The following is a 24,098-nucleotide window of genomic DNA, read 5'->3' on the forward strand; positions in this document are numbered from 1 at the left end:
TCGCGATAGCGGTCTGACAGTCACCAGAATTTCAAAGCGACCGCGCAATAATCTCCTTCATGATTTCATTGGTGCCAGCATAGATCCGCTGCACCCGCGCATCCGCCCACGCCCGGGCCACCGGGTACTCCCACATGAAGCCGTAACCGCCATGCAACTGCACGCACTCGTCGAGCACCTTGCATTGCAGATCGGTGCCCCAGTATTTCGCCATCGCCGCCGTCGGCACGTCGAGCTTGCCTTGCAGGTGCAGCTCCAGACATTTATCGACGAACACTCGGCCGATCTGAATTTCCGTGGCCATCTCGGCCAGCTTGAAGCGGGTGTTCTGGAAGTCGGCAATGGCTTTGCCGAAGGCCTTGCGATCGCGGGTGTAATCAAGCGTCCATTGCAACGCCGCTTCAGCTGAAGCCAGGCCACCGATCGCCACCGTCAGACGTTCCTGAGGCAATTCCTGCATCAGATAAGCAAACCCGGCCCCGGCCTGCCCCAGCAGGTTTTCTTTCGGCACGCGCACGTCCTGGAAAAACAATTCCGACGTGTCCTGCGCCTTCATGCCAACCTTCTCAAGGCGCTTGCCCTTATCGAAACCCGGCGTACCCGCTTCCACCAGAAACAGGCTGGTGCCCTTGGCGCCGGCCTTTGGGTCGGTCTTGGCCACCACGATCACCAGATCCGCGAGAAAGCCGTTGGTAATGAAGGTTTTCGAACCGTTGATCACATAGTCGTCACCGTCCAGCACAGCGGTGGTCTTCACACCTTGCAGATCGGAACCCGCCCCCGGCTCGGTCATGGCGATGGCCGTGACCATCTCGCCCGAAACCAGTTTCGGCAGGTATTTGTGCTTCAGCGCCTCGCTGCCGTAATGCAGGATGTACGGCGCGACAATGTCCGAATGCAGCGAGAAGCCGATGCCGGTCAGGCCCAGTCGCCCGACCTCCTCGATCACCACCGCACTGTAGAGAAAGTCCGCCCCCAGGCCGCCGTATTCTTCCGGCAGGTGCGAGCAGAGCATCCCCGCCTCCCCGGCCTTGTTCCACAGTTTGCGGTCGATATGGCCCTGTTTCTCCCATTGCGCATGGAACGGCACCGCCTCTTTTTCGAGGAAGGTGCGGACGCTGTCGCGAAACAATTCGTGCTCGGAGCTGAACAAGGTTCTGGGGATCATGCGGCACCTTTCTTTGTTGTTGGCGGGAGATGGCCTTCAGAGACTAAGCCTCCCCTCTGACACAGGACACTGGACACATCCGACAAAAAATAAGACGATCCAGCCGTCTGGTGACCACTTTCCCTTATAAAAACAAAACAAAAGTTGAATTATGTCCAAGCAAGTCTCCACGCCCTTGCGGCGCGTCAGCATCCTGGCAATCGACCGGGTTTTCGCCTCCACTCTCATGCAAGCCAAGGATTTCTTCCATCTGGCCAGCCTGCGTTATGGCAAACAACTGGGTCACGGCCTGACACCGGCGTTTGAAACACGCCTGGTCAGCCCCGACGGCAAACCGGTGAACAGCTTCAGTGACGTGGTAATGCCGGTCGACGGTGGCCTGGAAAACGCCGACGTCATTATCCTCCCGGCGTTCTGGGACGATTTCGACACGCTGTGCGGCCGTTATCCCCAAGTGTTGCCCTGGCTGCGTGAACAGCACGCTCGTGGCGCGGTGTTGTGCGGCGAAGCCACCGGGGTGTTCTGGCTGGCCGAGGCCGGCCTGCTCAACGGCAAGGAAGCGACCACCTACTGGCGTTTCTTCAATGCATTCGCCGAGCGCTTTCCCAAGGTCTATCTCAATCAGGACAAGCACCTGACCGATGCCGACAACTTGTATTGCGCCGGCGGCACCACGTCAGCCTGCGACCTGTACATCTACTTGATCGAGCGTTTCTGTGGGGCCAACGTCGCGCAAGCCGTGGCCCGCGACATTCTCTATGAAGTGCAGCGCAGCTATGCGCCGGGACGCATCGGTTTCGGTGGGCAGAAGCTGCATCAGGACGTGATTATCCTGCAGATCCAGCACTGGCTCGAAGAGCATTTCGCCGACAAGTTCCGCTTCGAAGACGTCGCCCGCGAGCACGGCATGAGCATCCGTAACTTCATGCGCCGCTTCCAGACCGCCACCGGTGACAAGCCATTGCATTACCTGCAACGCCTGCGTATCGAAACCGCGAAAGGTTTGCTGTCCGGCAGCCGCAAGAGCATCAAGACCATCAGTTATGAGGTCGGTTACGACGATGCGAGCTTCTTTGCGCGGCTGTTCCGTCAGCACACCGAGCTGTCGCCGAATCAGTATCGACAGCAGTTCCAACAAGCCGCCTAACCCTCCCCCCCGTTGATCGTTCCCACGCTCTGCGTGGGAATGCTGCCAATGGACGCTCTGCGTCCGCCCCGGAATGTGACGCAGAGCGTCACGGTATGCATTCCCACGCGGAGCGTGGGAACGATCAGTGTGCGCGGGCCGGTGAATTCGAGATAAAAAAAGGGCCTGCAATTGCAGGCCCTTTTTTGTTTCGCGATTCTGCTTAAGGCTTGTGCGCCCGCGACAGGAATTCGTGCGATTGCATCTCCAGCAGACGGCTCAGCGTACGCTGGAATTCGAAGTTCAAACGGCCGCCGGTGTACAGATCCTTCAACTCGACTTCAGCCGAAATGATCAGCTTCACGTTACGGTCGTAGAACTCGTCGACCATGTTGATGAAGCGGCGCGCAATGTCGTCAGTGGTGACGCTCATCTGCTCGACACCGCTTAGCAGCACGGCGTGGAAGATCTTGCCCAGTTCGATGTAGTCGTTCTGGCTACGCGGGCCGTCGCACAGCTCACGGAAGTCGAACCACGCCACGTCGTCGCACGTACGCAGGGCACGGATTTCGCGGTTTTCGATCATCAGCACATCGTTTTCGACCGCAGCAGTGCATTCCGGCGTCAGCGCCTTGAAGCTCTTGCGCAGACTTTCGTGAGCAGCTTCGTCGAGCGGATAGTGGAACAGCTCGGCTTGTTCGAGGTGACGCAGACGGTAGTCGACGCCGCTGTCGACGTTGACGATCTCGGTATTCTGCTTGATCAGCGCAATCGCCGGCAGGAAACGCGCACGTTGCAGACCGTCCTTGTACAGGCCGTCCGGAACGATGTTCGAGGTCGCGACCAGGGTCACGCCGTTCTTGAACAATTCTTCCATCAGCGTGCCGAGGATCATCGCGTCGGTGATGTCGGAGACGAAGAACTCATCGAAGCAGATCACCCGCGACTCAGTCGCAAAGCGCTTGGCGATGATGGTCAGCGGGTTTTTCTCGCCGCCGAGGGTTTTCATTTCTTCGTGCACACGCTTCATGAAGCGGTGGAAGTGAGTGCGGGTCTTTTCCTTGAACGGCAGCGCTTCGAAGAAGGTGTCGACCAGGTAAGTTTTGCCGCGACCTACGCCGCCCCAGAAGTACAGGCCCTTGACCGGCGTCTGATCCTTTTTGCCAAACAGTTTGCTCAGCAGGCCCGGCTTGTTCTGATCGGCGGCGATCAGATCGTCGTACAGGCGCTGCAAATGACGCACAGCAGTTTCCTGCGCGGCATCATGGAAGAAGTCCGGGCGTTTCAGATCAGCTTGGTATCGTTCTAGGGGCGTCATAATTCGTTAGCAAGGCAACAAAAACGGGCCGTCACTGTAGCGACGGCCCGTGGGAATGGCAATCGGCCCTTGGTCGGACCGTGCCGCCGATTAGTCCTGAACCGGGGTCAGCGCAACGCGCAGAGCCTCGATGGCCGCGTCCCGCGCAGCAGTGTCAGCGAATGCCGGGCTGTCGCCAACGCACTCGCCCTCCAGCCAGACGCTGAAGCTCAGGTCTTCGCTGCGCACGTCCAGCGGCTGGCCGGATTGCAGCTGCTTGGTCACCTGGCCTGCGGTTTTGCCGTCGGCAAAGTTGCGCGACAGCAGCAGTTGCTCGCCATCGGCCGCCAGCAGACGGAAACGGAAGCTGCCGTCGTCTTCACGGAAGCTGACGAAACGCGCGGCTTTCGCGGCCTTCTTCTTGGTCGTCGCGGCGACTTGCACCTGATTGACGAAAGAACGCAGGCCAACCGCTTCACGCAATTCATTGAGGAACGGCGTCGCCACGGCACGGGCCTTCTTGGCGCCGATTTGCAGGATGTCTTCCAGGTCTGCCGGGCGCTCGATCAACTGGTGATACTTGTCGCGCGCTTCACCCAGTTCGTTGTCGAGCAACTGGAACAGACGGTTCTTCGCCTCGCCCCACCCCAGACCACCGAGCAGTTCGCTGCGGAACTCATCAGCCTGCGCCGGTGTGGCGAACGCCTGGAACAAGGTGAACAGGTGCGAGTTGTCCGGATCCTTGGCCTCGCCTGGCGCTTTGGAGTCGGTGACGATCCGCGAGATCGCATCCTTCATCTCTTTGGCGCTGGAGAACAGCGGAATGGTGTTGTCGTAGCTCTTCGACATCTTGCGACCGTCGAGGCCCGGCAACGTCGCCACGCTCTCTTCGATCAGCGCTTCGGGCATGGTGAAGAATTCTTTGCCCTGACCGAACAGGTGGTTGAAACGCTGGCCGATATCGCGGGCCATTTCAACGTGCTGGATCTGATCACGACCGACCGGCACCTTGTGCGCGTTGAACATCAGGATGTCCGCCGCCATCAGCACCGGATAGCTGTAGAGGCCCATGGTGATGCCGGCATCCGGGTCTTCACCGGTTTCGACGTTCTTGTCCACCGAGGCCTTGTAGGCGTGCGCGCGGTTGAGCAGGCCTTTGGCGGCGACGCAGGTCAGCAGCCAGGTCAGCTCAGGGATTTCCGGGATGTCGGACTGGCGGTAGAAGGTCACGCGGTCGACATCGAGGCCACCGGCCAGCCAGGTCGCGGCGATTTCCAGACGCGAGCGCTGGATGCGCAGCGGGTCATCGCATTTGATCAGGGCGTGGTAGTCGGCCAGGAAGTAGAACGAATCGGCATTACTGTCGCGGCTGGCGAGGATCGCCGGGCGGATGGCGCCGGCGTAGTTGCCCAGGTGCGGCGTGCCGGTGGTGGTGATGCCGGTGAGGATACGGGTACGGTTCGTCATGGGTAATCGCTTGTCAGACTGCAATCAATTCGAGAGACGCGGCAGGATCAGATCCTTGAGATCGGTCAGCTTGCCATGAAAAAAGTGTCCGCATTCTGCCACTTTCAGCAGCTCATGGGGGCGCTGGAGTTTTTCCGACCAGGCGTAGACCAGTTGCGGGTCGATGACTTCGTCGGTTTCCGGCTGGATCACGGTGAGTTCGCCATGTTCTGGCAATTGATCCTGCTCACCCAGACGCATGACTGCCGGGGCGACCATGAACAGGTGCTTGAGCTGCACGCCTTGCGCTTCGAGTCGACCGCCGAGACTTGCTGCAACAAATCCGCCGAAGGAGAAACCGAACAGGGTCAGCGGCAGATTCGGGTGTTTTTCCCGCAGCCACTTGGCCGCCGCCTGGGCGTCGTCGACTTCACCGGTGCCCATATCGTGCGCGCCTTCGCTGGCGCCAACGCCGCGATAGTTGAAGCGCAAGGTAATCAGACCTGCGTCGCGCGCGGTGCGCTGAAGGGTCGAGACAACCTTGTTGAGCATGGTGCCGCCCTGCACCGGGTTCGGATGGCAGATCAGCGCGATGCCGATCGGCTGCTCGTTATCCAGGTACAGAGACTCAAGTTGACCCACCGGGCCGTCAATCACTACAGGGGTTTCACGCATCAGCAAGGAAGGAACTCCGTGACCTCGAATCGGGTCGACTCGTCTAGCAAATTGTCTGTGCCAATCTATTGCGAGTGAATCGCGGTATACAGCGCAGGTTCGAGCCGTTAACGTAAAGCAAAGCCGTTTATAGAGGAAGGACTCGTGGAACACTCGCTCTTAGTTTGGTTGTTACCGACTCTTGCCCTGGTTGTGGGTGTCGCCATTGGATTCCTGATCGCGCGCGTTGCGCCGAACGCCGCGCCGAGCCGTACGCAGCGTCAACTGGATGATATCCAGGAGCGTTTCGACAGTTATCAAAACGAGGTGGTCACCCACTTCAACAGCACTGCGATGCTGGTCAAGAAGCTGACCCAGAGCTATCAGGAAGTGCAGGATCATCTCGCCGAGGGCGCCAATCGTCTGGCCCTGGACGAGCAGACCCGCCAGCGCCTGATCGCTGCCCTGCACGCTGACGCGGCAGTCGCGCCACGCGAACGCCTGACGCCACCGCGCGATCAGGAGCCGCCGCGCGACTACGCACCGAAGACCCCGAACTCGCCGGGCATGCTCGATGAGCATTATGGTCTGAAGAAGTAATCAGTCTTCGCTGAAAACAAAAAGCCCCCGGACAATTCGGTTGTCCGGGGGCTTTTTTGTATCTGATGATTTGTGGCTGATTGGTATGCCCTATTCGCGAGCAAGCTCGCTCCCACAAGGTTATGTGTGGAACACAAATTTTGTGTACACCATCAAACCCTGTGGGAGCGAGCTTGCTCGCGAAGGGGCCAGCACAGTCCACACACAAAAATGCCCGATCACCAGGACCGGGCATACTTCATTCAGGTATTCACTTACGGATACTGCTGAACCGTACCCGGCTGCTGTTGCTGCTGACCACCATACTGCTGGCCCGGGATCGCCTTCAGGTTGACTTCAACCCGACGGTTCTGCGCCCGGCCATTCACATCACCGTTGCTGGCAATCGGGTTATCCGGACCGGCGCCACGGGCCGACAGGTTGGCGCCGCTGACACCTTGCGAAGTCAGGTAAGTCGCCACGCTCTGCGCACGACGCTGGGACAGGTCCATGTTGTGCTGGCGGCTGCCGGTACTGTCGGTGTAGCCGACAATTTCGATCTGGTTCTGGTTGAATTCTTTCAACGAGTTGGCCAGGTTGTTCAGCGGCTGGTAGAAGCTGGACGCGATGTTCGCCGAATCGGTAGCGAAGGTGATGTTGCCCGGCATGATCAGTTTGATCTGATCGCCTTGGCGCTGCACTTCAACGCCAGTGTTGGCCATGCTCGCGCGCAGTTTCTTTTCTTGCTGGTCGGCGTAATAACCGTAACCGGCGGCGGACGCACCCACCACCGCCGCACCGATCAAGGCACCTTTGCCGCGGTTGTCGTGACCGATGGCGGCACCGGCCAGTGCGCCGGCGAGTGCACCGAGGCCGCCGTATTTGGCGGTTTTGCTCATTCCTTGGGAGCCACCGTCGGCCTGGCCCTGATTGTCATACGGGTTAGGCGAGGCGCAGCCGGACAGCAAGGCCACGGCAGTAGCGACAATAATCAAACGACGCGTGGTGAACATGGAGAGCTCCTGGTTTTTCGCATTCTGTGGTGCAGCGGCCACTGGGTTAATGGACTTGTGCGGGCGTTGGATCATGACAATGCACAAAAATTCCGCCGGGCACTCGTGACAAAATATTCAGGCGCGTACAAACGGGTTTTCGCGCATTTCATCACCCAGGCGCGTATCCGGCCCGTGTCCGGTAATCACGGTCGCGTCCTCGTCCAAGGTGTACAGCCGCTGCTTGATCGAACGCACGATGGTCGCCTGATCGCCGCCCCATAAATCCGTGCGCCCTACGCCGCGACGAAACAACGTGTCGCCGGCTATCAACAGCTTAGCCTCGGAAAACCAAAAGCTCATGGAACCGGGTGTATGTCCCGGCGTGTGCAGGGCAACACCGCAACCGCAGGCCAGTTCCTCATCGTCACTCAACCAGCGATCTGGCGATGGCACCGGTGTGTACGGCACACCGAACATCTGGCACTGCATTTCGAGGTTGTCCCAAAGGAACTGGTCTTCCTTGTGCAAATGCAGGGTCGCGCCGGTTTTTTCCTTCATCTGCCCGGAAGCGAGGAAGTGATCGAGATGCGCGTGGGTGTGAATAATGCTGACGACTTTCAGGCCATGCGCATCAAGGCGCGCCATGATCAGGTCAGGATTGCCACCGGGGTCGACGACGATGGCTTTTTTGCTGATCGGGTCGCCGATGATGGTGCAGTTGCACTGGAGCGGGCCGACGGGAAAGGTTTCGCGGATGAGCGCAGGTGGGACAGGCATGAACATCCTCGACAAACGGCAATTAACGTTTCTCAGGATTCTACTGCAAGGGCCGATAAAGAACGCCAGGTCAGATATTTGGCGCCATTAATCAAAAAATAATGGCCTAATGATATCAAGTACACAAATTCTGGTGCAAAATCGCATTTTTTTGTAGCGGTCGCATTCAGGAAGGGCCGCATAGTACTCAGGAAATTCCGCATGCCAACGCCCAAGACTTATTCCTTCGCCTTCCCCGCCTCATTGACTGGCAGCGCTATCGTCGACAGCCTAATTTCCGGTAAGTTTTGGCTGGGATCCGGCTGGAATCCATCCGGGGCGACTAATTTGAGCTACAGCTTCATGGCGCCGGTAACGTCATACTTCGTCACCGACTACAGCCCAAAAAATGAATACAACGCTCTGTATGAGCTGACGACAGCACAGAAAACTGCAATAACCGGTGCGTTGGGCGCCTGGAGCGCGGTTGCCAACCTCAATTTCACGTTGACCAGCGACACCCTGACCAACGTTGGCGACCTGCGCTTTGGCGGCTATCGGTTGATGGATGACAAAACCGCGGCCTGGGCCTACTTTCCTGAGAATCTACCTGCGGGAGGCGATGTCTGGGTCGGCGAGGCAACCAACGACCCGAATCCCGTTAAAGGCAGTTACGACTTCATGACGTTCGTGCATGAAATCGGTCACGCGTTGGGCCTCAAGCATCCGTTCGACACCAGCGCTACCAACAACACTCTGCTGGACCCTTCGCTCGACGACGTGCACTTCACAGTGATGAGTTACAACAGTAACTATTCCTATCAGCCGACCACGCCGATGGTTCTGGACATCCTTGCGATCCAGAGCCTGTACGGCGCCAATATGGCGTGGCAGACCGGTGACAACGTCTACAAATGGGCGGCGAACCAGTCGATTTTCGAAACAATCTGGGATGCCGGTGGTAACGACACGATCGATGGCAGCAATCAGCTTGCTGCGGTGTCCATCAATCTCAATGAAGGTGCTTACAGCCAAATCGGCAAGGCTTTCGTTGACCTGAATAATATGACGGCGATCAATGATGGCCTGGCGATCGCGTATGGGGCAAAAATTGAAAACGCCACGGGTTCTGCCTTCGACGACGTATTGACCGGTAACACGCTGAATAACACGCTCAATGGCGGCCTGGGCGCCGACACCATGATCGGCGGCTCAGGTAACGACTCCTATTACGTCGACAACCTCGGCGATGTCGTCGTCGAAACCGGCACCTCACTGACTGAAATCGATCGAGTCTTTGCCTCCATCGACTACACCCTGGGGAGCAACGTCGAGAACGTTCTGCTCATCGGCTCTGCCCTCAATGCCACCGGCAACGAACTCAACAACCGCATGACCGGCAATGACGGCAACAACACACTTGATGGTAAGGCTGGCGCTGACACCATGCTCGGCGGTCTGGGTAACGATACCTATATCGTCGACAACGCCGGCGACACCATCATCGAAACCAGTACTCTGGCTGGCGAAATCGACACCGTACGTTCGTCGGTGAACTGGACGCTGGGAGACAACCTGGAAAATCTGGTACTGACCGGCAGCAGCAACCTGAATGGCATCGGCAACGCCCTGAACAACACGTTGTCTGGCAATGACGGCAACAATTTGCTCAACGGCGGAGCCGGCGCTGACACCATGCTCGGCGGTCTGGGCGACGACACCTACATCGTCGACAACGTCGGCGACACCGTTACCGAACTTGTGGGCGAAGGTCATGATCTGGTCAGATCCTCGATCAGCTATACCCTGTCGGCCAACATCGAAGACGGCACTCTGGTCGGCAGCGGCGTTCTCGACTTGACCGGTAATGCGCTGGACAACGTGCTGACCGGTACCGACGGCGTCAACACGCTCAATGGCGGCCTGGGCGCCGACACCATGATCGGCGGCGCAGGTAACGACTCCTATTACGTCGACAACCTCGGCGATGTCGTCGTCGAAACCGGCACCTCACTGACTGAAATCGATCGAGTCTTTGCCTCCATCGACTACACCCTGGGGAGCAACGTCGAGAACGTTCTGCTCATCGGCTCTGCCCTCAATGCCACCGGCAACGAACTCAACAACCGCATGACCGGCAATGACGGCAACAACACACTTGATGGTAAGGCTGGCGCTGACACCATGCTCGGCGGTCTGGGTAACGATACCTATATCGTCGACAACGCCGGCGACACCATCATCGAAACCAGTACTCTGGCTGGCGAAATCGACACCGTACGTTCGTCGGTGAACTGGACGCTGGGAGACAACCTGGAAAATCTGGTACTGACCGGCAGCAGCAACCTGAATGGCATCGGCAACGCCCTGAACAACACGTTGTCTGGCAATGACGGCAACAATTTGCTCAACGGCGGAGCCGGCGCTGACACCATGCTCGGCGGTCTGGGCGACGACACCTACATCGTCGACAACGTCGGCGACACCGTTACCGAACTTGTGGGCGAAGGTCATGATCTGGTCAGATCCTCGATCAGCTATACCCTGTCGGCCAACATCGAAGACGGCACTCTGGTCGGCAGCGGCGTTCTCGACTTGACCGGTAATGCGCTGGACAACGTGCTGACCGGTACCGACGGCGTCAACACGCTCAATGGCGGCCTGGGCGCCGACACCATGATCGGCGGCGCAGGTAACGACTCCTATTACGTCGACAACCTCGGCGATGTCGTCGTCGAAACCGGCACCTCACTGACTGAAATCGATCGAGTCTTTGCCTCCATCGACTACACCCTGGGGAGCAACGTCGAGAACGTTCTGCTCATCGGCTCTGCCCTCAATGCCACCGGCAACGAACTCAACAACCGCATGACCGGCAATGACGGCAACAACACACTTGATGGTAAAGCTGGCGCTGACACCATGCTCGGCGGTCTGGGTAACGATACCTATATCGTCGACAACGCCGGCGACACCGTTACCGAACTTGTGGGCGAAGGTCATGATCTGGTCAGATCCTCGATCAGCTATACCCTGTCGGCCAACATCGAAGACGGCACTCTGGTCGGCAGCGGCGTTCTCGACTTGACCGGTAATGCACTGGACAACGTGCTGACCGGTACCGACGGCGTCAACACGCTCAATGGCGGCCTGGGCGCCGACACCATGATCGGCGGCGCAGGTAACGACTCCTATTACGTCGACAACCTCGGTGATGTCGTCGTCGAAACCGGCACCTCACTGACTGAAATCGATCGAGTCTTTGCCTCCATCGACTACACCCTGGGGAGCAACGTCGAGAACGTTCTGCTCATCGGCTCTGCCCTCAATGCCACCGGCAACGAACTCAACAACCGCATGACCGGCAATGACGGCAACAACACACTTGATGGTAAGGCTGGCGCTGACACCATGCTCGGCGGTCTGGGTAACGATACCTATATCGTCGACAACGCCGGCGACACCATCATCGAAACCAGTACTCTGGCTGGCGAAATCGACACCGTACGTTCGTCGGTGAACTGGACGCTGGGAGACAACCTGGAAAATCTGGTACTGACCGGCAGCAGCAACCTGAATGGCATCGGCAACGCCCTGAACAACACGTTGTCTGGCAATGACGGCAACAATTTGCTCAACGGCGGAGCCGGCGCTGACACCATGCTCGGCGGTCTGGGCGACGACACCTACATCGTCGACAACGCCGGCGACACCGTTACCGAACTTGTGGGCGAAGGTCATGATCTGGTCAGATCCTCGATCAGCTATACCCTGTCGGCCAACATCGAAGACGGCACTCTGGTCGGCAGCGGCGTTCTCGACTTGACCGGTAATGCGCTGGACAACGTGCTGACCGGTACCGACGGCGTCAACACGCTCAATGGCGGCCTGGGCGCCGACACCATGATCGGCGGCGCAGGTAACGACTCCTATTACGTCGACAACCTCGGCGATGTCGTCGTCGAAACCGGCACCTCACTGACTGAAATCGATCGAGTCTTTGCCTCCATCGACTACACCCTGGGGAGCAACGTCGAGAACGTTCTGCTCATCGGCTCTGCCCTCAATGCCACCGGCAACGAACTCAACAACCGCATGACCGGCAATGACGGCAACAACACACTTGATGGTAAGGCTGGCGCTGACACCATGCTCGGCGGTCTGGGTAACGATACCTATATCGTCGACAACGCCGGCGACACCATCATCGAAACCAGTACTCTGGCTGGCGAAATCGACACCGTACGTTCGTCGGTGAACTGGACGCTGGGAGACAACCTGGAAAATCTGGTACTGACCGGCAGCAGCAACCTGAATGGCATCGGCAACGCCCTGAACAACACGTTGTCTGGCAATGACGGCAACAATTTGCTCAACGGCGGAGCCGGCGCTGACACCATGCTCGGCGGTCTGGGCGACGACACCTACATCGTCGACAACGCCGGCGACACCGTTACCGAACTTGTGGGCGAAGGTCATGATCTGGTCAGATCCTCGATCAGCTATACCCTGTCGGCCAACATCGAAGACGGCACTCTGGTCGGCAGCGGCGTTCTCGACTTGACCGGTAATGCGCTGGACAACGTGCTGACCGGTACCGACGGCGTCAACACGCTCAATGGCGGCCTGGGCGCCGACACCATGATCGGCGGCGCAGGTAACGACTCCTATTACGTCGACAACCTCGGCGATGTCGTCGTCGAAACCGGCACCTCACTGACTGAAATCGATCGAGTCTTTGCCTCCATCGACTACACCCTGGGGAGCAACGTCGAGAACGTTCTGCTCATCGGCTCTGCCCTCAATGCCACCGGCAACGAACTCAACAACCGTATGACCGGCAATGATGGCAACAACACACTTGATGGTAAGGCTGGCGCTGACACCATGCTCGGCGGTCTGGGTAACGATACCTATATCGTCGACAACGCCGGCGACACCATCATCGAAACCAGTACTCTGGCTGGCGAAATCGACACCGTACGTTCGTCGGTGAACTGGACGCTGGGAGACAACCTGGAAAATCTGGTACTGACCGGCAGCAGCAACCTGAATGGCATCGGCAACGCCCTGAACAACACGTTGTCTGGCAATGACGGCAACAACTTGCTCAACGGCGGAGCCGGTGCTGACACTCTCATCGGCGGTCAGGGCACCGATACGCTAACTGGGGGTTCAGGTGCAGATACGTTTGTATTCAATGCCTGGAGCGAAACGGGAATTGGCAATCTGCGCGACGTCATCTCCGACTTCAACAGTGCGCAAGGTGACAAGATTGATTTGACGAAGTTTGATGCCAACCTGTTAAGCGACGGCTTCAACGGCTTCTCTTTCATCGGTGCGGCCGACTTCACCGGTGCCGGTCAACTGCGCTTCATCGACCATGTACTGTCGGGGAATGTCAGCGGCAACGCCGGTGCGGACTTCGAAATCCAGCTGGTGGGTGTGAACAGCTTCAGCGCCAACGATCTGGTGGCCTGATGTAACCTCAGCTCCAACCTGCCCGCAGGTCGGACAACCAACAGAAACGCCCCGAGGATTCGGGGCGTTTCTGTTGGTGTCAATATTGCCGAGGACTAGGTCAAGACCCCCAATTCCTTCGCCCGCGCCACTGCCTGCGTACGCCGCTCCACCCCCAGCTTGCTGTTGATATGGCTGGCATGGGTTTTCACTGTATGCAACGAGATGAACAATTGTTCGCTGATTTGCTGATTCGAACAGCCTTGAGCGATCAGGCGTAACACCGACAACTCCCTGCTGCTGAGCTGCTCAGTGCCCCCATGATCGACGACTGGACGCGCCGCTACAGGCGGAAAATGCGCCAGCAATTGTTGCCCTGACAATGTCGCAGAGGCTTGCAAATGCCCACGCAACCAGTCCGCGTGTCCGTTCACCAAGCTATCGAACGGTTGCAATACCCCCCCCGCCGCCGCTTCCAGAGCCTGACCCAATGCCTTGCGGGCTTCTGTCTCTCGACCGCCTGCCAGCAACAGCGCCACCTTCTGCGTCAACGCCATCACACTAAGCAACTGCCGGCCGGTTTGCTGGCCGTTTTCATGCAAGACGTTCAAACGCCCTTCGGCGAGCATCGGTTGGCCCTGATTCAGGTCGAGCAAAGCCTGTTGCAGTTCCACATGCAGCGGCAGTTGTGGATGGAACTCCGGCGGCGCAGCGGCGCGTTCGCCGGTGTAGGTCTGGCCCAACCGCGCCAGCCATGCCTCGGCCAGATCGGTGCGACCCTGCGCCAGCCACAGTTCACATTTGACCAGAGTGATCATCGCCAGATAATAGATCGGCGGCACGTCCCAGATGTGCATCAGGCGTTCGGCTTCGGCGAGTTCGGCAAAAGCCTTGGCGAATTCGCCACTGCTGCCGTCCAGACGAGCGATGACACAATGGCCGATCAATACGCTGATATCGCGACAGGCTCGTGCCTCGCTGATCCCGGCCAACAACCGCACGCGTGCCGCCTGAGGCTGCAAGCGCATGGCCAACAGAAAACCCTCATACAACGTCAGCCGAGCGCGCACCGCGTACAGACGTTGTGGCGACAAACCACGCAGTCGCCCCAGGCCCTGATGGACTTCATCGAGTGCGCGCAGGATTTCGCCACGCGATTGCAACACCCGTGCACGGTCGTAATGGGCCAAAGCTTCGAACAACGGATTGCCGACCCGCTGCGCCAGCTCCAGGGATTCGCGGTTAAGACCGCGTGCGCGCCACAGATCGCCATCGGCAATGGCCAGATTGGACAAGGTCGATAGACACATCAGCCGTTGGCCATAACGTTTGGCCGGCAGGCTTTCCAGGGCCTCGGTGCAATATCTGATCGTCAGCTCACGATGCCCACGCCCTCGAGCGATGATCCCGCTCAACGCCAGCCATTGCGCCAGCATCGACTTTTGCGCAGTAGCGGAAGGCGCCGGCAGGAAGCGGCTCAGGTGACTGGACAACTCCTCGGCGGCATCCAGCTGACAGGCCAGCCCCAGCGCCCAGCTGTACAGCACGATCAAGCGCGGCGTGCTGATCAACAGGCTGTCTGGCAGGTCCATTTTCCAGCGCAGCAACATGCCGACGTTTTGCTCGGCCAGCAGTTGCTCCTCCGAGAGGTTCTGTACCAGATTTGCCGCGACATCCAGGTGACCGGCACGCAACGCCTGCTCCACGGCTTCATCCAGCAGCCCTTGTGCGTTGAACCAGCGACAGGCACGCAGGTGCAGCGTTGCAGTCGGCACCATCGCCTGAGCAATCGGCCGACTGCGCAACAAATCCGAAAATAAATGGTGATAACGATACCAGTGACCGTGCTCGTCCAGCGGCACCAGAAAGACCTGATGGGCCAACAGGAAACGCAGGATCTCGGCGCTGTCGTGGGCTTCGCGAACGGCGTCGCACAACTCGCTGCAAAAGCGTTCCTGGGGGGCGGTGTCGTACAGAAAGGCTTGCACCTCGGCCGGCAGGCAATCGATGACCTCTTCCAGCAGATAGTCGCGGATCAGCCCTTCCCCACCGTTCAACGCCTGCGGTAGCGCCGCATCGCTGCCGGCCTCAGACACCGCGAGCAGCCAGAACCGCAAACCGGCGACCCAGCCTTCGCTGCGCTGGATCAGGTTTTCCAGCGCTTCACCGCGCAGCGAACTGCTGTGGCGATCGAGCAAGGTCAGGGCTTCGTCGTGAGTCAGGCGCAGATCCGCTTCATGTAACTCCAGCAACTGCCGTGACAGACGCAAGCGCGCCAGATGCCAGTCCGGGCGCTGGCGACTGGTGACCATGACCAGCAAGCCATCGGGCAAATGGTTGAGGAAAAACTGCAGGCAGCGATCGAGCACCGGGCCTTGCGCAAGATGGTAATCGTCGAGCACCAACAGCAGTGGCGCGCCGGGATCGAGGTGCAGGGTCAGTTCATCGAGCAAGCCGTCGAGCCATTCTTCGAAGGCAAAGGGCTGATGGCGTTGGCGCATTTTCAGCAGGCCGAGTGCGCGACTGCCCAGTTGCGGAAAGTAGTCCTGCAAGCCTTCGAGCAGACGTTCGAGAAAGCGCCCCGGGTCGCTGTCGCGAGGACTCAGGCCCAGCCAAAGGCTTTGCCAGTGTGCCGGCAGACTCTGACAGAACTCCACCGCCAGCGAGCTCTTGCCAAACCCGGCGGGAGCACTGACCAGCAACAGACGCCCACCGAGCCCGGCCTGCAGGCGCTCGCAAAGGCGTGGTCGCAAGACGTAGCCGTCGGGCAGCGGCGGGCGGAAAAAACGCCCGTCCAGTGCCGCGATGGCAACGCTTGCGGGACCCGGAAGTGGGGACAGATCAGTCATGGCCGGCTCTTGTTCGAATTGCTGTTGGCGGCGTTGCAGATGTCCGCAGACTAGCCTTAAACGAACCGGTTATGAAGGTTGCTGCTACAAATGGCTACAAAAAGGCTACACGCAAAAAAACGCCCCGAACCAGTCGGGGCGTTTTCACGAGGATGCGGCCTCGGTTTTACAGCGGTTTAGCGAACACCATCCTGACGCAGTGCAGCCGGGGTGAAGTCGCTGGTGGTGGCGGTGAAACCGAAGTCATACGCACTCTTCTCTTCGTTCTTCATGCCCAGTGCAAGATAGCGGCCGGACTGCAGGTCGTAGAGGGTTTCCAGGGCATACCACGGCACTTGCTTGTCGTAGTAGTTCTCGGCATGCGCTTCGGCGACGCGCCACAGTTGGCCACGACCGTCGTAGTGATCGATCACGGCGGCTTGCCAGGTGTCTTCGTCGATGTAGAAGTCACGTTTGGCGTAGATGTGACGCTGACCTTCTTTCAGGGTGGCAACCACATGCCAGACGCGGCGCAGCTCGTAACGTGCCAGATCCTGGTTGATGTGACCGGCCTTGATGATGTCGGCGTACTTCAGTTTCGGATCGTCGAGCTTGTAGCTGTCGGAGGCGATGTACATCTCTTTCTTGCCTTCGAGCTTCCAGTCGTAGCGATCCGGAGCACCGTTGAACATGTCGAGGTTGTCGGAGGTACGCAGGCCATCCGCCGCAGTACCCGGACCGTCATAGGACACTTGTGGCGCACGACGCACACGACGCTGGCCGGCGTTATAGACCCACGCCGAACGTGGTTCTTTGACCTGATCGAGAGTTTCGTGCACCAGCAGCACACCACCGGCCAGACGTGCCGGCGCGGTCACTTTCTGCTTGAAGTAGAACAGGATGTTGCCCGGGTTTTTCGGGTCGTAGTCCTTCATCTTGTCGCGGAACACGAACTGATCCTGGAAGTACACCAGGCTGTACGAGCCGTTCGGTTGCGGCGTGGCCTGGGTCACCAGACGAGTCACGCTGCCACCGCGATAGCGGGTGATGTGGTTCCAGATGACTTCCACACCGCTCTTCGGAATCGGGAACGGCACGGCCGTTTCGAAGTTCTCCAGACCGTTGCCGCCGGACACCAGGTTGGTGGTGGTGGCGTTTTTCTTGATCGCGGCAAACACGTCATCTGGCACGGTCGCACCGCGATGGGACGGGTAAACCGGCATCTTGAAGGTGTCCGGATAACGCTTGAACATCGCGTATTGGCCCGGCGCCAGCTTGTCCTTGTACTTGTCGACATCCTTGGCGGTGATGGTAAACAGCGGTTGCTCACTGGCGTAAGGGTTGGACAGGAAGCCACGCGCGTCGACGCTGCCGGCATTCTTCGGCAGCGGCTTCCACGCCGGGATCGAACCGTCGGCGTTACCGGCCATTTCCGCGCCCATCGGTGTCAGGCTCTTGCCCAGTTTGTCGGCTTCGGCAGCAGGCACGGCGGCCATGACGCCGGTCGCCAGCAGCGACAGACCCAGAACACCGGCGTGGAACAGACTCTTTGTTATTTTCATAAATTCGTTCGTCCTGAAATGCAGTGCTTAGAAGTTCACGCCGAAGCTGAGCGCAACAAAGTCGCGGTCATCCACAGTGGTGTACTTGCCGTCGAAGAAGTTGGTGTACGCCAGGCTCGCGGTGTAGGTGTTCTGGTATTCAGCGTCGACGCCCAGGCTGACCGCTTTGCGACCTTCCTCGAAGTTGCCGCCAGGGCCTGGCGAGTAACCGCTGACGTCGTGGGACCAGGCCACGTTCGGCTTGAGGTTCACACCGGCGAAGACGTCGTTGTATTCCCAGATGGCGCGACCGCGGTAGCCCCACGACATCGAGGTGGTAAAGCCGTCGTTGTCGCAATTGCGGCTGCGGTTGTTCTGCGGTGAACCCGGCCCGGCACCATTGATGGTGCTGGCGTTGAGAATATTGGCGCAGGTATTCACACCGCCAGTGGCTGGCAACTCACCCGGGCCGTATACCGGATCGCGGCCATAGCGCTTGTCGGAACGGCTTTCCAGCCCGCCGACGTAGGTCGCGCCGACTTCGCCGACGAGGGTCAGACGGCTGGCGCCCATGACCTGATCGAAGAAGTGCGTGAACGTGGTCTGGATCTGGGTGATTTCCTTGCGCTCGTAACCGTGCAGATCCTGTCCCGGCACGCCGTTCAGTATCGAAGCGTTGGTCAGTGCCCCGCCAATCGGACGCACACCGGCGAACAGAATGTCGGTGGAGTTCAGTTGTACCGGCGCGTTCGGCCGGTAGCTGATCTCACCGCTCCACGCCGTACCGGTAGGCAGGGTGGTGGAGAAGCTCAGACCGTAGAGGCGAATGTCTTCAGGGTATTCAATGAAGTAGTTCGAGTTACCCGCGACCAGCAACGGTGCAAGTGCCGCAAACGGCCCCGGCAGCGCGCGCGCGGTGTTGTAGACCGATTGCGGAGCACCGGTGGCGCTGAAGATCGGCGCACGGCTGTGGTAGTTCATGAAGTAGGCGCCGAACTCGGTGTCCAGCGGTTCGTACATGTACTTGAAGGACGCACCCCACTGGCCGCTGTCACGGGCATCGCGGTCCGGACCACGGCGCACCAGAACGCCTTCTTCGTTGACGTTGACACCGTTGGCCGCCAACGGCCCCAGGGCGATGGCCGGAATTTGCGAACGCTTGTTCAGCACGCGCAGGTTGTCGTTGCAACCGTCGGCAACGATGTCTGGCTGCGAGAAGAACGTGCCGCAGTTATCGACGACGGTCTGGTCCCATTCCAGCTGATAGAACGCTTCGGCCGAAAGGTTTTCGGTCAGGCTCTGGGACACGTAGAACATGTTGACCGGGATCAGGCCTTCCTTGATCTCGGCGCCCGGACGACGGAACGCGGAAACGTCGATCGGGTTGATCGAGTTGATGCCGCCACCGATGAAGGTACTTTCACCCCAGCTCACCACTTGCTTGCCCAGACGCACGGAACCTGGCTGATCGGCGATCGCGTAGTTGTGGTAGACGAAGGCGTCGAGGATCTGCCCGCCGGACGACTTGGCGCCCTCTTTACGGCCCGAATCGCTGATGTCCTTGAACTCGCGGCTTTCGTCCTTGAGTTCGAAGTCGTACCAGTATTTGCCACGGACAAACACGCCGGTGTCGCCGTATTTCAGTTCAAGGTCATGGATGCCCTTGAAGATCTTCGAAAAGGTTTCGCCGCTCTTGAAGTTGGCGTGGCCATCGTCAGAAGTCTGCGACAGACCATGGCCGCCGTTGTTGACGCCGATGAGGTTCTTGTTCGGGCTCTGGGTAGACCAACTGGCACCGACCGACAGGGAAGAGTCGAACTGGCCCTCGATTTCACCGACGTTGAAACTGACGCCGAATGCGGGCCCGGCGAGCGAAGAGGCAAGACTGACCGCCAGAGGCAGTTTCGCCCGGCGCCAGAACTGGTTTACTGAGGTCATCGACGCTACTCCATGTGCATTATTGTTATGGCAGTGAGTACTTTTAAAAACGCCTGAAGGACCGGGTGCCAGAGACAACCCGAAATCACTCCAAAGATGCATCGCCCCGTTTTGTGCGTGTGCCCCGTTCTTAAAAATCCTTGAGCGGACTATAGCCAGCAGGTGGTACTGCTTGATCCCTCTAAAGTGTGATTTGCAGCTGCCAACCACTCTGGAACAGTCCTTTCGCCAGTCCGACGCATGTCGGCACGGCAAGGATGGCTGATTTTTTCGATTTCACAAGCCAAGCGCTTGCTTGGTGGGTCTGGCGCGCCGGTTTCGGCGCGCCAGCAGACACTCAAAGTGTCGAAAGGAAGGTGCTGTTGTTGGCCTGCCATTCGGTGATGTCGAGGCGGATGCGCTTCTTGTCGAGCTTGCCGACACTGGTCTTGGGAATTTCGGTAACAAGGGCGATCTGACTCGGAATCGCCCACTTGCTCAGGTGGCCCAATTCCACGAACGGTTTGAGGTGTTCCTTGAGTTCGCGTGCCCCGATCACGTGCCCTTCGCGGATCACCAGCAAGGCAAACGGGCGCTCGCCCCACTGCGGATCGGCGATGCCCACCACTGCTACTTCGCGTACCGCGACGTGACGGCTGATCAGGTCTTCGAGATCCAGCGAAGAGATCCACTCGCCGCCGGTCTTGATCACATCTTTGATGCGGTCGCGGATGTCGATCACGCCCATGCTGTCGAGCGTGGCGACGTCACCGGTATGCAACCAGCCGCCAGCCCAGAGCTCGGCGCCCTTCTGCGGTTCGTTGAAATAGCCTTCGGTGAGCCATGGCGCACGCAGCACAAGTTCGCCCTGGGTCTCGCCGTCGGCCGGGAGAAAGTGACCCTCGGCATCGACAATCGCCGCTTCCACCAGCGGCCCCGGCACACCGGCCTTGATCCGGTAGGTGGTGCGCTCGTCTTCAGTGCCGGCCATCAACTCATCATTGAGGTGCGCACAGGATACAAGCGGCCCGGTTTCCGACATGCCGTACGCAGCGGTGAGCTGAATGCCCCGCGCCTTGGCGGTTTCATACAAGGTGCGATTGAGCGCGCTGCCGCCGATGACGATTTTCCAGCCGCCGAAATCGGTGCCTTGCGCGCCTTTGGCGTTGAGCAGCATTTGCAGGATGGTCGGCACGCAGTGGGAGAAGGTAACCTTCTCCTTGCGCCACAACTCCACCAGAAACTCCGGATCGTAGCGCCCCGGATAAACCTGTTTGAGGCCAAGCATGGTCGCCACGTACGGCAGGCCCCAGGCGTGTACATGGAACATCGGTGTGATCGGCATGTACACGTCGTTGGTGCCGAGCAGGCGCACGCTGTCGATCGAACCCATGATCGTCGACACGCCCATGGTGTGCAGCACCAGTTGCCGATGGGTGAAATACACGCCTTTCGGATTGCCCGTGGTGCCGGTGGTGTAGAACGTGGTGGCGACCGAGTTTTCGTCGAAGTCCTGAAAGTCGTACTGCGGGCTAGCGGCGGCCAGCAGTTGTTCGTACTCGCCGACCAGATTCGGCAGGTCGGCGGTTTTTTCCGGCAAATCAGTCAGCAGCAGGGTTTTCTCGACCGTGCTCAGGTGTGGTGCGATTGCCTGGTAAAGACCGACGAACTCGCTGTTGACCAGCACAAAGCGGTCCTCGGCGTGGTTCATGGTGTAGAGGATCTGTTCCGGCGACAGGCGCACGTTGATGGTATGAATCACCGCGCCAATCATCGGAATCGCAAACATGCATTCCAGGTAACGATGACTGTCCCAGTCCATCACCGCCACGGTGTCACCGGCTTTCACACCGGCGGCCGTCAGCACATTGGCCAACCGCGCCACGCGCTCGATCAAGGTCGGGTAGCTATAGCGCAACTGGTCACGGTAGATGATCTCGCGGGTTTTCTCGTAACGGGCGCCGGACATCAGCAGCCGTTTGATCAGCAATGGATACTGGTAGGCCCCATCGGCCGGGGGAATGACGCGAGTCTGCAACATAAGAATCCCTTTTCTGACTGCACGGTGTTGGCGTAGAGATCGGTACTCTAGAACCCTTATACGCCAGCCAAATCAGCCAAAGGAATGATTTGCAAAGCCGTACAAATGCTAGCTTTGCGCCAGCATTTGCCGGTTTTCGCTATTGATCAGGCTGTTTGCCCTACAGCCTCCTCGGAAGGCGTCCGTGGGAATACGACTGCTGCAAGGAAGGTCAAAGCGCCGAAACCCGCAAGAATCAAGTACAGGCCTACAAAACCATGGCGCGGTTCGACATAGAAAATCAGCGGAATCGCCGCCGCACTGGCACCGAACGATAAACAGTAACGCAGAGCGAACACCCGTGATTGCCATTGCGGGGCGACGAAGTTGGCGACCATCGCATCGTTGACGGTGACCTGACCAAACACCACGAACATGAACGCTGCGCCGAAGGCGATCACGGCCCAGCCGTCGGCATAGGCCAGCGCAAACAGCAGCGGTGCCTGGCACAGCGTCAGGACAATGAACGGCCATTTCAGGCTGAGTCGATGCAACACCCGACCAATGCTCAACTGCGCAACCGCACCAAAGGCATAGGCCAGACAGACCACCACTCCAAGGGTTTGCGGCGAGGCAAACAGCTCATGCAAACGCTCCTGAAACAGCTTCGGATAGGTCATGGTGGTGGCGTTGAACACCACGCCGCCAGTGGCCGTCGCCAGCGCCAGCACGCCGAACACCATGAGCATGGAAATACGCTGGCCAGCGGCCCCCTTGAGTGGCGTGTGCGCACGCTTCGGAATCGGCTCTTCACGCACGTGCAAGGCGAAGCCAACCCCCAGCACAATCGCCACTGCGCCCGGTATCAGAAACGCCGAGCGCCAGCCGAATTGCGCCACCAGCAAGCCCGTGATCAGCGCCGAAAACGCCACACCCAGATTGCCCCACATACCGTTGATGCCGATTTCCCGGCCGCGATTTTGAGCATAAGCGACCAACATCGCCGTGCCGACCGGGTGATAAATCGCCGCAAAAATACCGATCAGGGTCAGACCGATCACCAGCATGGCCGGGCTGCTGCTCAGGCCAGTGAAAATCGCTGAAGCGCCGATGCCGAAGAAAAACACCAGCATCATCTGCCGCCGACTCCAGTGATCGCCCAGCCAACCAGCGGGTAGCGAACACGCGCCGAAGGCAATGAAGCCGCCCAGTGACAGGCCGATCAGCGTGGCGTAGTCGAGACCGAAGGCCTGCGTCATACCGAGCACGGCGGCGGGAAATATCAGCATGAACATGTGATCGATCACATGGGCGGCGTTGATATAGCGAATGACGTTTCTGGATTGATTCATGGCGGCACGCTTTACGTTGTTGTGTGGCGCTATGCTAAGTTGGCCACAAAGCGCATTCCTGCCAGACAAGTCATCGAATCAGACATGTTGATCAGCCATTTCGAACACGGCCCGGTGAGCGCCTACCCCCGGGATTATCTGGATGGCGCGCACCAGCCGCTGCACCTGCATCGCGAGGCGCAGTTGTTGTATGCGGTCAGCGGGATCATGCGCGTGGTCACGGACTCGGGTGCATGGGTGATTCCGCCTAGTCGCGCGGTGTGGATTCCACCAGAAGTGGCGCACGAGATTTTCATGAGCGGCGACGTGCAGATGCGCTCGCTGTTCATCGCGCCAGAACTGTCACCCGCCAGCCTGCAACAGTGCTGCGTATTGGCGGTGACGCCGCTGCTGCGCGAGCTGATCCTGCGTGCCGTGCAAGGGCCGCCGCATGCCGACAATCCGCTGATTCAGCAGTTGATGCTGGAAGAACTCGCCGGTCTGGAAAACCTGCCGCTGCACATTCCGATGCCAACCGACCGGCGGCTGCAAAATATCTGTCTGGCACTGCTGCACACCCCCGATCACACCAATACGCTGGAAGACTGGGCGCAGCAGGTCGGCGCCAGCTCACGCACGCTGGCGCGGCTGTTTCAGCAACAAGTGCAGATGAGTTTCAACGCCTGGCGCCAGCAACTGCGCCTGATGGAAGCCCTGCCGCGCCTGCTCGCCGGGGACAGCGTGCAGCGTGTGGCGCAGGACTTGGGTTACGGCAGCGCGCGGGCGTTCAGCGCGATGTTTCGCCGTTTGCTGGGAGAGAATCCCCGCGACTACCTGAACACCCTGAGCAAACTCAGCGAACTCGTGTAGGAGTTTCCCACCCCCTGTGGGAGCGAGCTTGCTCGCGAAAGCAATCTTCCAGTCACCTGTGATGTCGACTGATCCGACGCCTTCGCAAGCAAGCTCGCTCCCACAGGTTC

Annotated in this window: 15 protein-coding genes; 4 read left to right on the forward strand and 11 right to left on the reverse strand. The window is 59.1% G+C overall.

Annotated features, from left to right (window positions below; translation table 11 throughout):
- Positions 1 to 31 precede the first annotated feature (31 nt).
- A complete protein-coding gene (locus AB4N74_RS18640) occupies positions 32 to 1,168 on the reverse strand; it encodes an acyl-CoA dehydrogenase family protein (RefSeq protein WP_099757146.1) in 1,137 nt (378 codons plus the stop codon).
- 250 nt (positions 1,169 to 1,418) lie between these two features.
- On the opposite strand from AB4N74_RS18640, the gene AB4N74_RS18645 reads away from it, so the two are divergent.
- Positions 1,419 to 2,315, forward strand: coding sequence for a GlxA family transcriptional regulator (locus AB4N74_RS18645; protein ID WP_175555647.1), 897 nt, complete (start codon positions 1,419 to 1,421; stop codon positions 2,313 to 2,315).
- Positions 2,316 to 2,517: 202 nt separating this feature from the next.
- On the opposite strand, the gene zapE is transcribed toward AB4N74_RS18645, so the two are convergent.
- The 3 genes from zapE to AB4N74_RS18660 form a co-directional block, all read right to left on the reverse strand.
- Positions 2,518 to 3,612 carry a cell division protein ZapE gene (gene zapE, locus AB4N74_RS18650; RefSeq protein WP_093430696.1) on the reverse strand — a complete coding sequence of 365 codons (1,095 nt, stop codon included), beginning with the start codon at positions 3,610 to 3,612 and terminating at the stop codon, positions 2,518 to 2,520.
- Positions 3,613 to 3,702: 90 nt separating this feature from the next.
- Positions 3,703 to 5,058: a tryptophan--tRNA ligase gene (locus tag AB4N74_RS18655; RefSeq protein WP_116255171.1), complete on the reverse strand. Its 1,356-nt coding sequence runs from the start codon at positions 5,056 to 5,058 to the stop codon at positions 3,703 to 3,705.
- A 24-nt stretch (positions 5,059 to 5,082) separates the two neighbouring features.
- Positions 5,083 to 5,712 (reverse strand): alpha/beta hydrolase, encoded by a 630-nt coding sequence (locus AB4N74_RS18660; protein WP_460101185.1) that lies wholly within the window; start codon positions 5,710 to 5,712, stop codon positions 5,083 to 5,085.
- Between the two features lie 144 nt (positions 5,713 to 5,856).
- On the opposite strand from AB4N74_RS18660, the gene AB4N74_RS18665 reads away from it, so the two are divergent.
- Complete coding sequence (locus tag AB4N74_RS18665; protein ID WP_007917055.1) at positions 5,857 to 6,291, forward strand: Z-ring associated ZapG family protein; 435 nt, start codon at positions 5,857 to 5,859, stop codon at positions 6,289 to 6,291.
- 254 nt (positions 6,292 to 6,545) lie between these two features.
- Here AB4N74_RS18665 and AB4N74_RS18670 read toward each other — a convergent pair whose 3' ends face one another.
- Both AB4N74_RS18670 and AB4N74_RS18675 read right to left on the reverse strand, forming a co-directional pair.
- Entirely contained in the window at positions 6,546 to 7,283 is a 738-nt protein-coding gene (locus AB4N74_RS18670) for an OmpA family protein (RefSeq protein WP_099757148.1), read from the reverse strand.
- A gap of 117 nt (positions 7,284 to 7,400) precedes the next feature.
- On the reverse strand, positions 7,401 to 8,042 hold the full coding sequence (locus AB4N74_RS18675; RefSeq protein WP_257356097.1) for an MBL fold metallo-hydrolase: 642 nt from the start codon (positions 8,040 to 8,042) through the stop codon (positions 7,401 to 7,403).
- Between the two features lie 201 nt (positions 8,043 to 8,243).
- Between AB4N74_RS18675 and AB4N74_RS18680 the strand changes: the two genes are divergently transcribed.
- Positions 8,244 to 13,502 (forward strand): matrixin family metalloprotease, encoded by a 5,259-nt coding sequence (locus tag AB4N74_RS18680; protein ID WP_460096890.1) that lies wholly within the window; start codon positions 8,244 to 8,246, stop codon positions 13,500 to 13,502.
- 95 nt (positions 13,503 to 13,597) lie between these two features.
- On the opposite strand, the gene AB4N74_RS18685 is transcribed toward AB4N74_RS18680, so the two are convergent.
- The 5 genes from AB4N74_RS18685 to AB4N74_RS18705 all read right to left on the reverse strand — a co-directional run bounded on the left by AB4N74_RS18685 (position 13,598) and on the right by AB4N74_RS18705 (position 23,139).
- On the reverse strand, positions 13,598 to 16,330 hold the full coding sequence (locus AB4N74_RS18685; RefSeq protein WP_257356099.1) for a LuxR C-terminal-related transcriptional regulator: 2,733 nt from the start codon (positions 16,328 to 16,330) through the stop codon (positions 13,598 to 13,600).
- A gap of 176 nt (positions 16,331 to 16,506) precedes the next feature.
- Complete coding sequence (locus tag AB4N74_RS18690) at positions 16,507 to 17,871, reverse strand: DUF1329 domain-containing protein (protein ID WP_093441275.1); 1,365 nt, start codon at positions 17,869 to 17,871, stop codon at positions 16,507 to 16,509.
- Positions 17,872 to 17,898: 27 nt separating this feature from the next.
- The gene (locus AB4N74_RS18695) at positions 17,899 to 19,788 is read right to left on the reverse strand and encodes a DUF1302 domain-containing protein (RefSeq protein ID WP_257356101.1); all 1,890 of its coding nucleotides are present in this window, start codon (positions 19,786 to 19,788) and stop codon (positions 17,899 to 17,901) included.
- 337 nt (positions 19,789 to 20,125) lie between these two features.
- The gene (locus AB4N74_RS18700; protein WP_093441279.1) at positions 20,126 to 21,808 is read right to left on the reverse strand and encodes a fatty acid--CoA ligase; all 1,683 of its coding nucleotides are present in this window, start codon (positions 21,806 to 21,808) and stop codon (positions 20,126 to 20,128) included.
- Between the two features lie 146 nt (positions 21,809 to 21,954).
- A complete protein-coding gene (locus AB4N74_RS18705; RefSeq protein ID WP_460096893.1) occupies positions 21,955 to 23,139 on the reverse strand; it encodes an MFS transporter in 1,185 nt (394 codons plus the stop codon).
- Between the two features lie 84 nt (positions 23,140 to 23,223).
- Between AB4N74_RS18705 and AB4N74_RS18710 the strand changes: the two genes are divergently transcribed.
- Positions 23,224 to 23,988, forward strand: coding sequence for an AraC family transcriptional regulator (locus AB4N74_RS18710; protein WP_095125778.1), 765 nt, complete (start codon positions 23,224 to 23,226; stop codon positions 23,986 to 23,988).
- Positions 23,989 to 24,098: the final 110 nt, after the last annotated feature.

It is taken from the genome of Pseudomonas sp. H3_C08, from assembly GCF_054669455.1.

Bases quoted from the DNA above. Each gene is read 5' to 3' on its own strand.
- AB4N74_RS18640 (WP_099757146.1), bottom strand. From the start codon at position 1,168: ATGATCCCCAGAACCTTGTTCAGCTCCGAGCACGAATTGTTTCGCGAC.
- zapE (WP_093430696.1), bottom strand. From the start codon at position 3,612: ATGACGCCCCTAGAACGATACCAAGCTGATCTGAAACGCCCGGACTTC.
- AB4N74_RS18655 (WP_116255171.1), bottom strand. From the start codon at position 5,058: ATGACGAACCGTACCCGTATCCTCACCGGCATCACCACCACCGGCACG.
- AB4N74_RS18660 (WP_460101185.1), bottom strand. From the start codon at position 5,712: ATGCGTGAAACCCCTGTAGTGATTGACGGCCCGGTGGGTCAACTTGAG.
- AB4N74_RS18670 (WP_099757148.1), bottom strand. From the start codon at position 7,283: ATGTTCACCACGCGTCGTTTGATTATTGTCGCTACTGCCGTGGCCTTG.
- AB4N74_RS18675 (WP_257356097.1), bottom strand. From the start codon at position 8,042: ATGCCTGTCCCACCTGCGCTCATCCGCGAAACCTTTCCCGTCGGCCCG.
- AB4N74_RS18680 (WP_460096890.1), top strand. From the start codon at position 8,244: ATGCCAACGCCCAAGACTTATTCCTTCGCCTTCCCCGCCTCATTGACT.
- AB4N74_RS18685 (WP_257356099.1), bottom strand. From the start codon at position 16,330: ATGACTGATCTGTCCCCACTTCCGGGTCCCGCAAGCGTTGCCATCGCG.
- AB4N74_RS18690 (WP_093441275.1), bottom strand. From the start codon at position 17,871: ATGAAAATAACAAAGAGTCTGTTCCACGCCGGTGTTCTGGGTCTGTCG.
- AB4N74_RS18695 (WP_257356101.1), bottom strand. From the start codon at position 19,788: ATGACCTCAGTAAACCAGTTCTGGCGCCGGGCGAAACTGCCTCTGGCG.
- AB4N74_RS18700 (WP_093441279.1), bottom strand. From the start codon at position 21,808: ATGTTGCAGACTCGCGTCATTCCCCCGGCCGATGGGGCCTACCAGTAT.
- AB4N74_RS18705 (WP_460096893.1), bottom strand. From the start codon at position 23,139: ATGAATCAATCCAGAAACGTCATTCGCTATATCAACGCCGCCCATGTG.
- AB4N74_RS18710 (WP_095125778.1), top strand. From the start codon at position 23,224: ATGTTGATCAGCCATTTCGAACACGGCCCGGTGAGCGCCTACCCCCGG.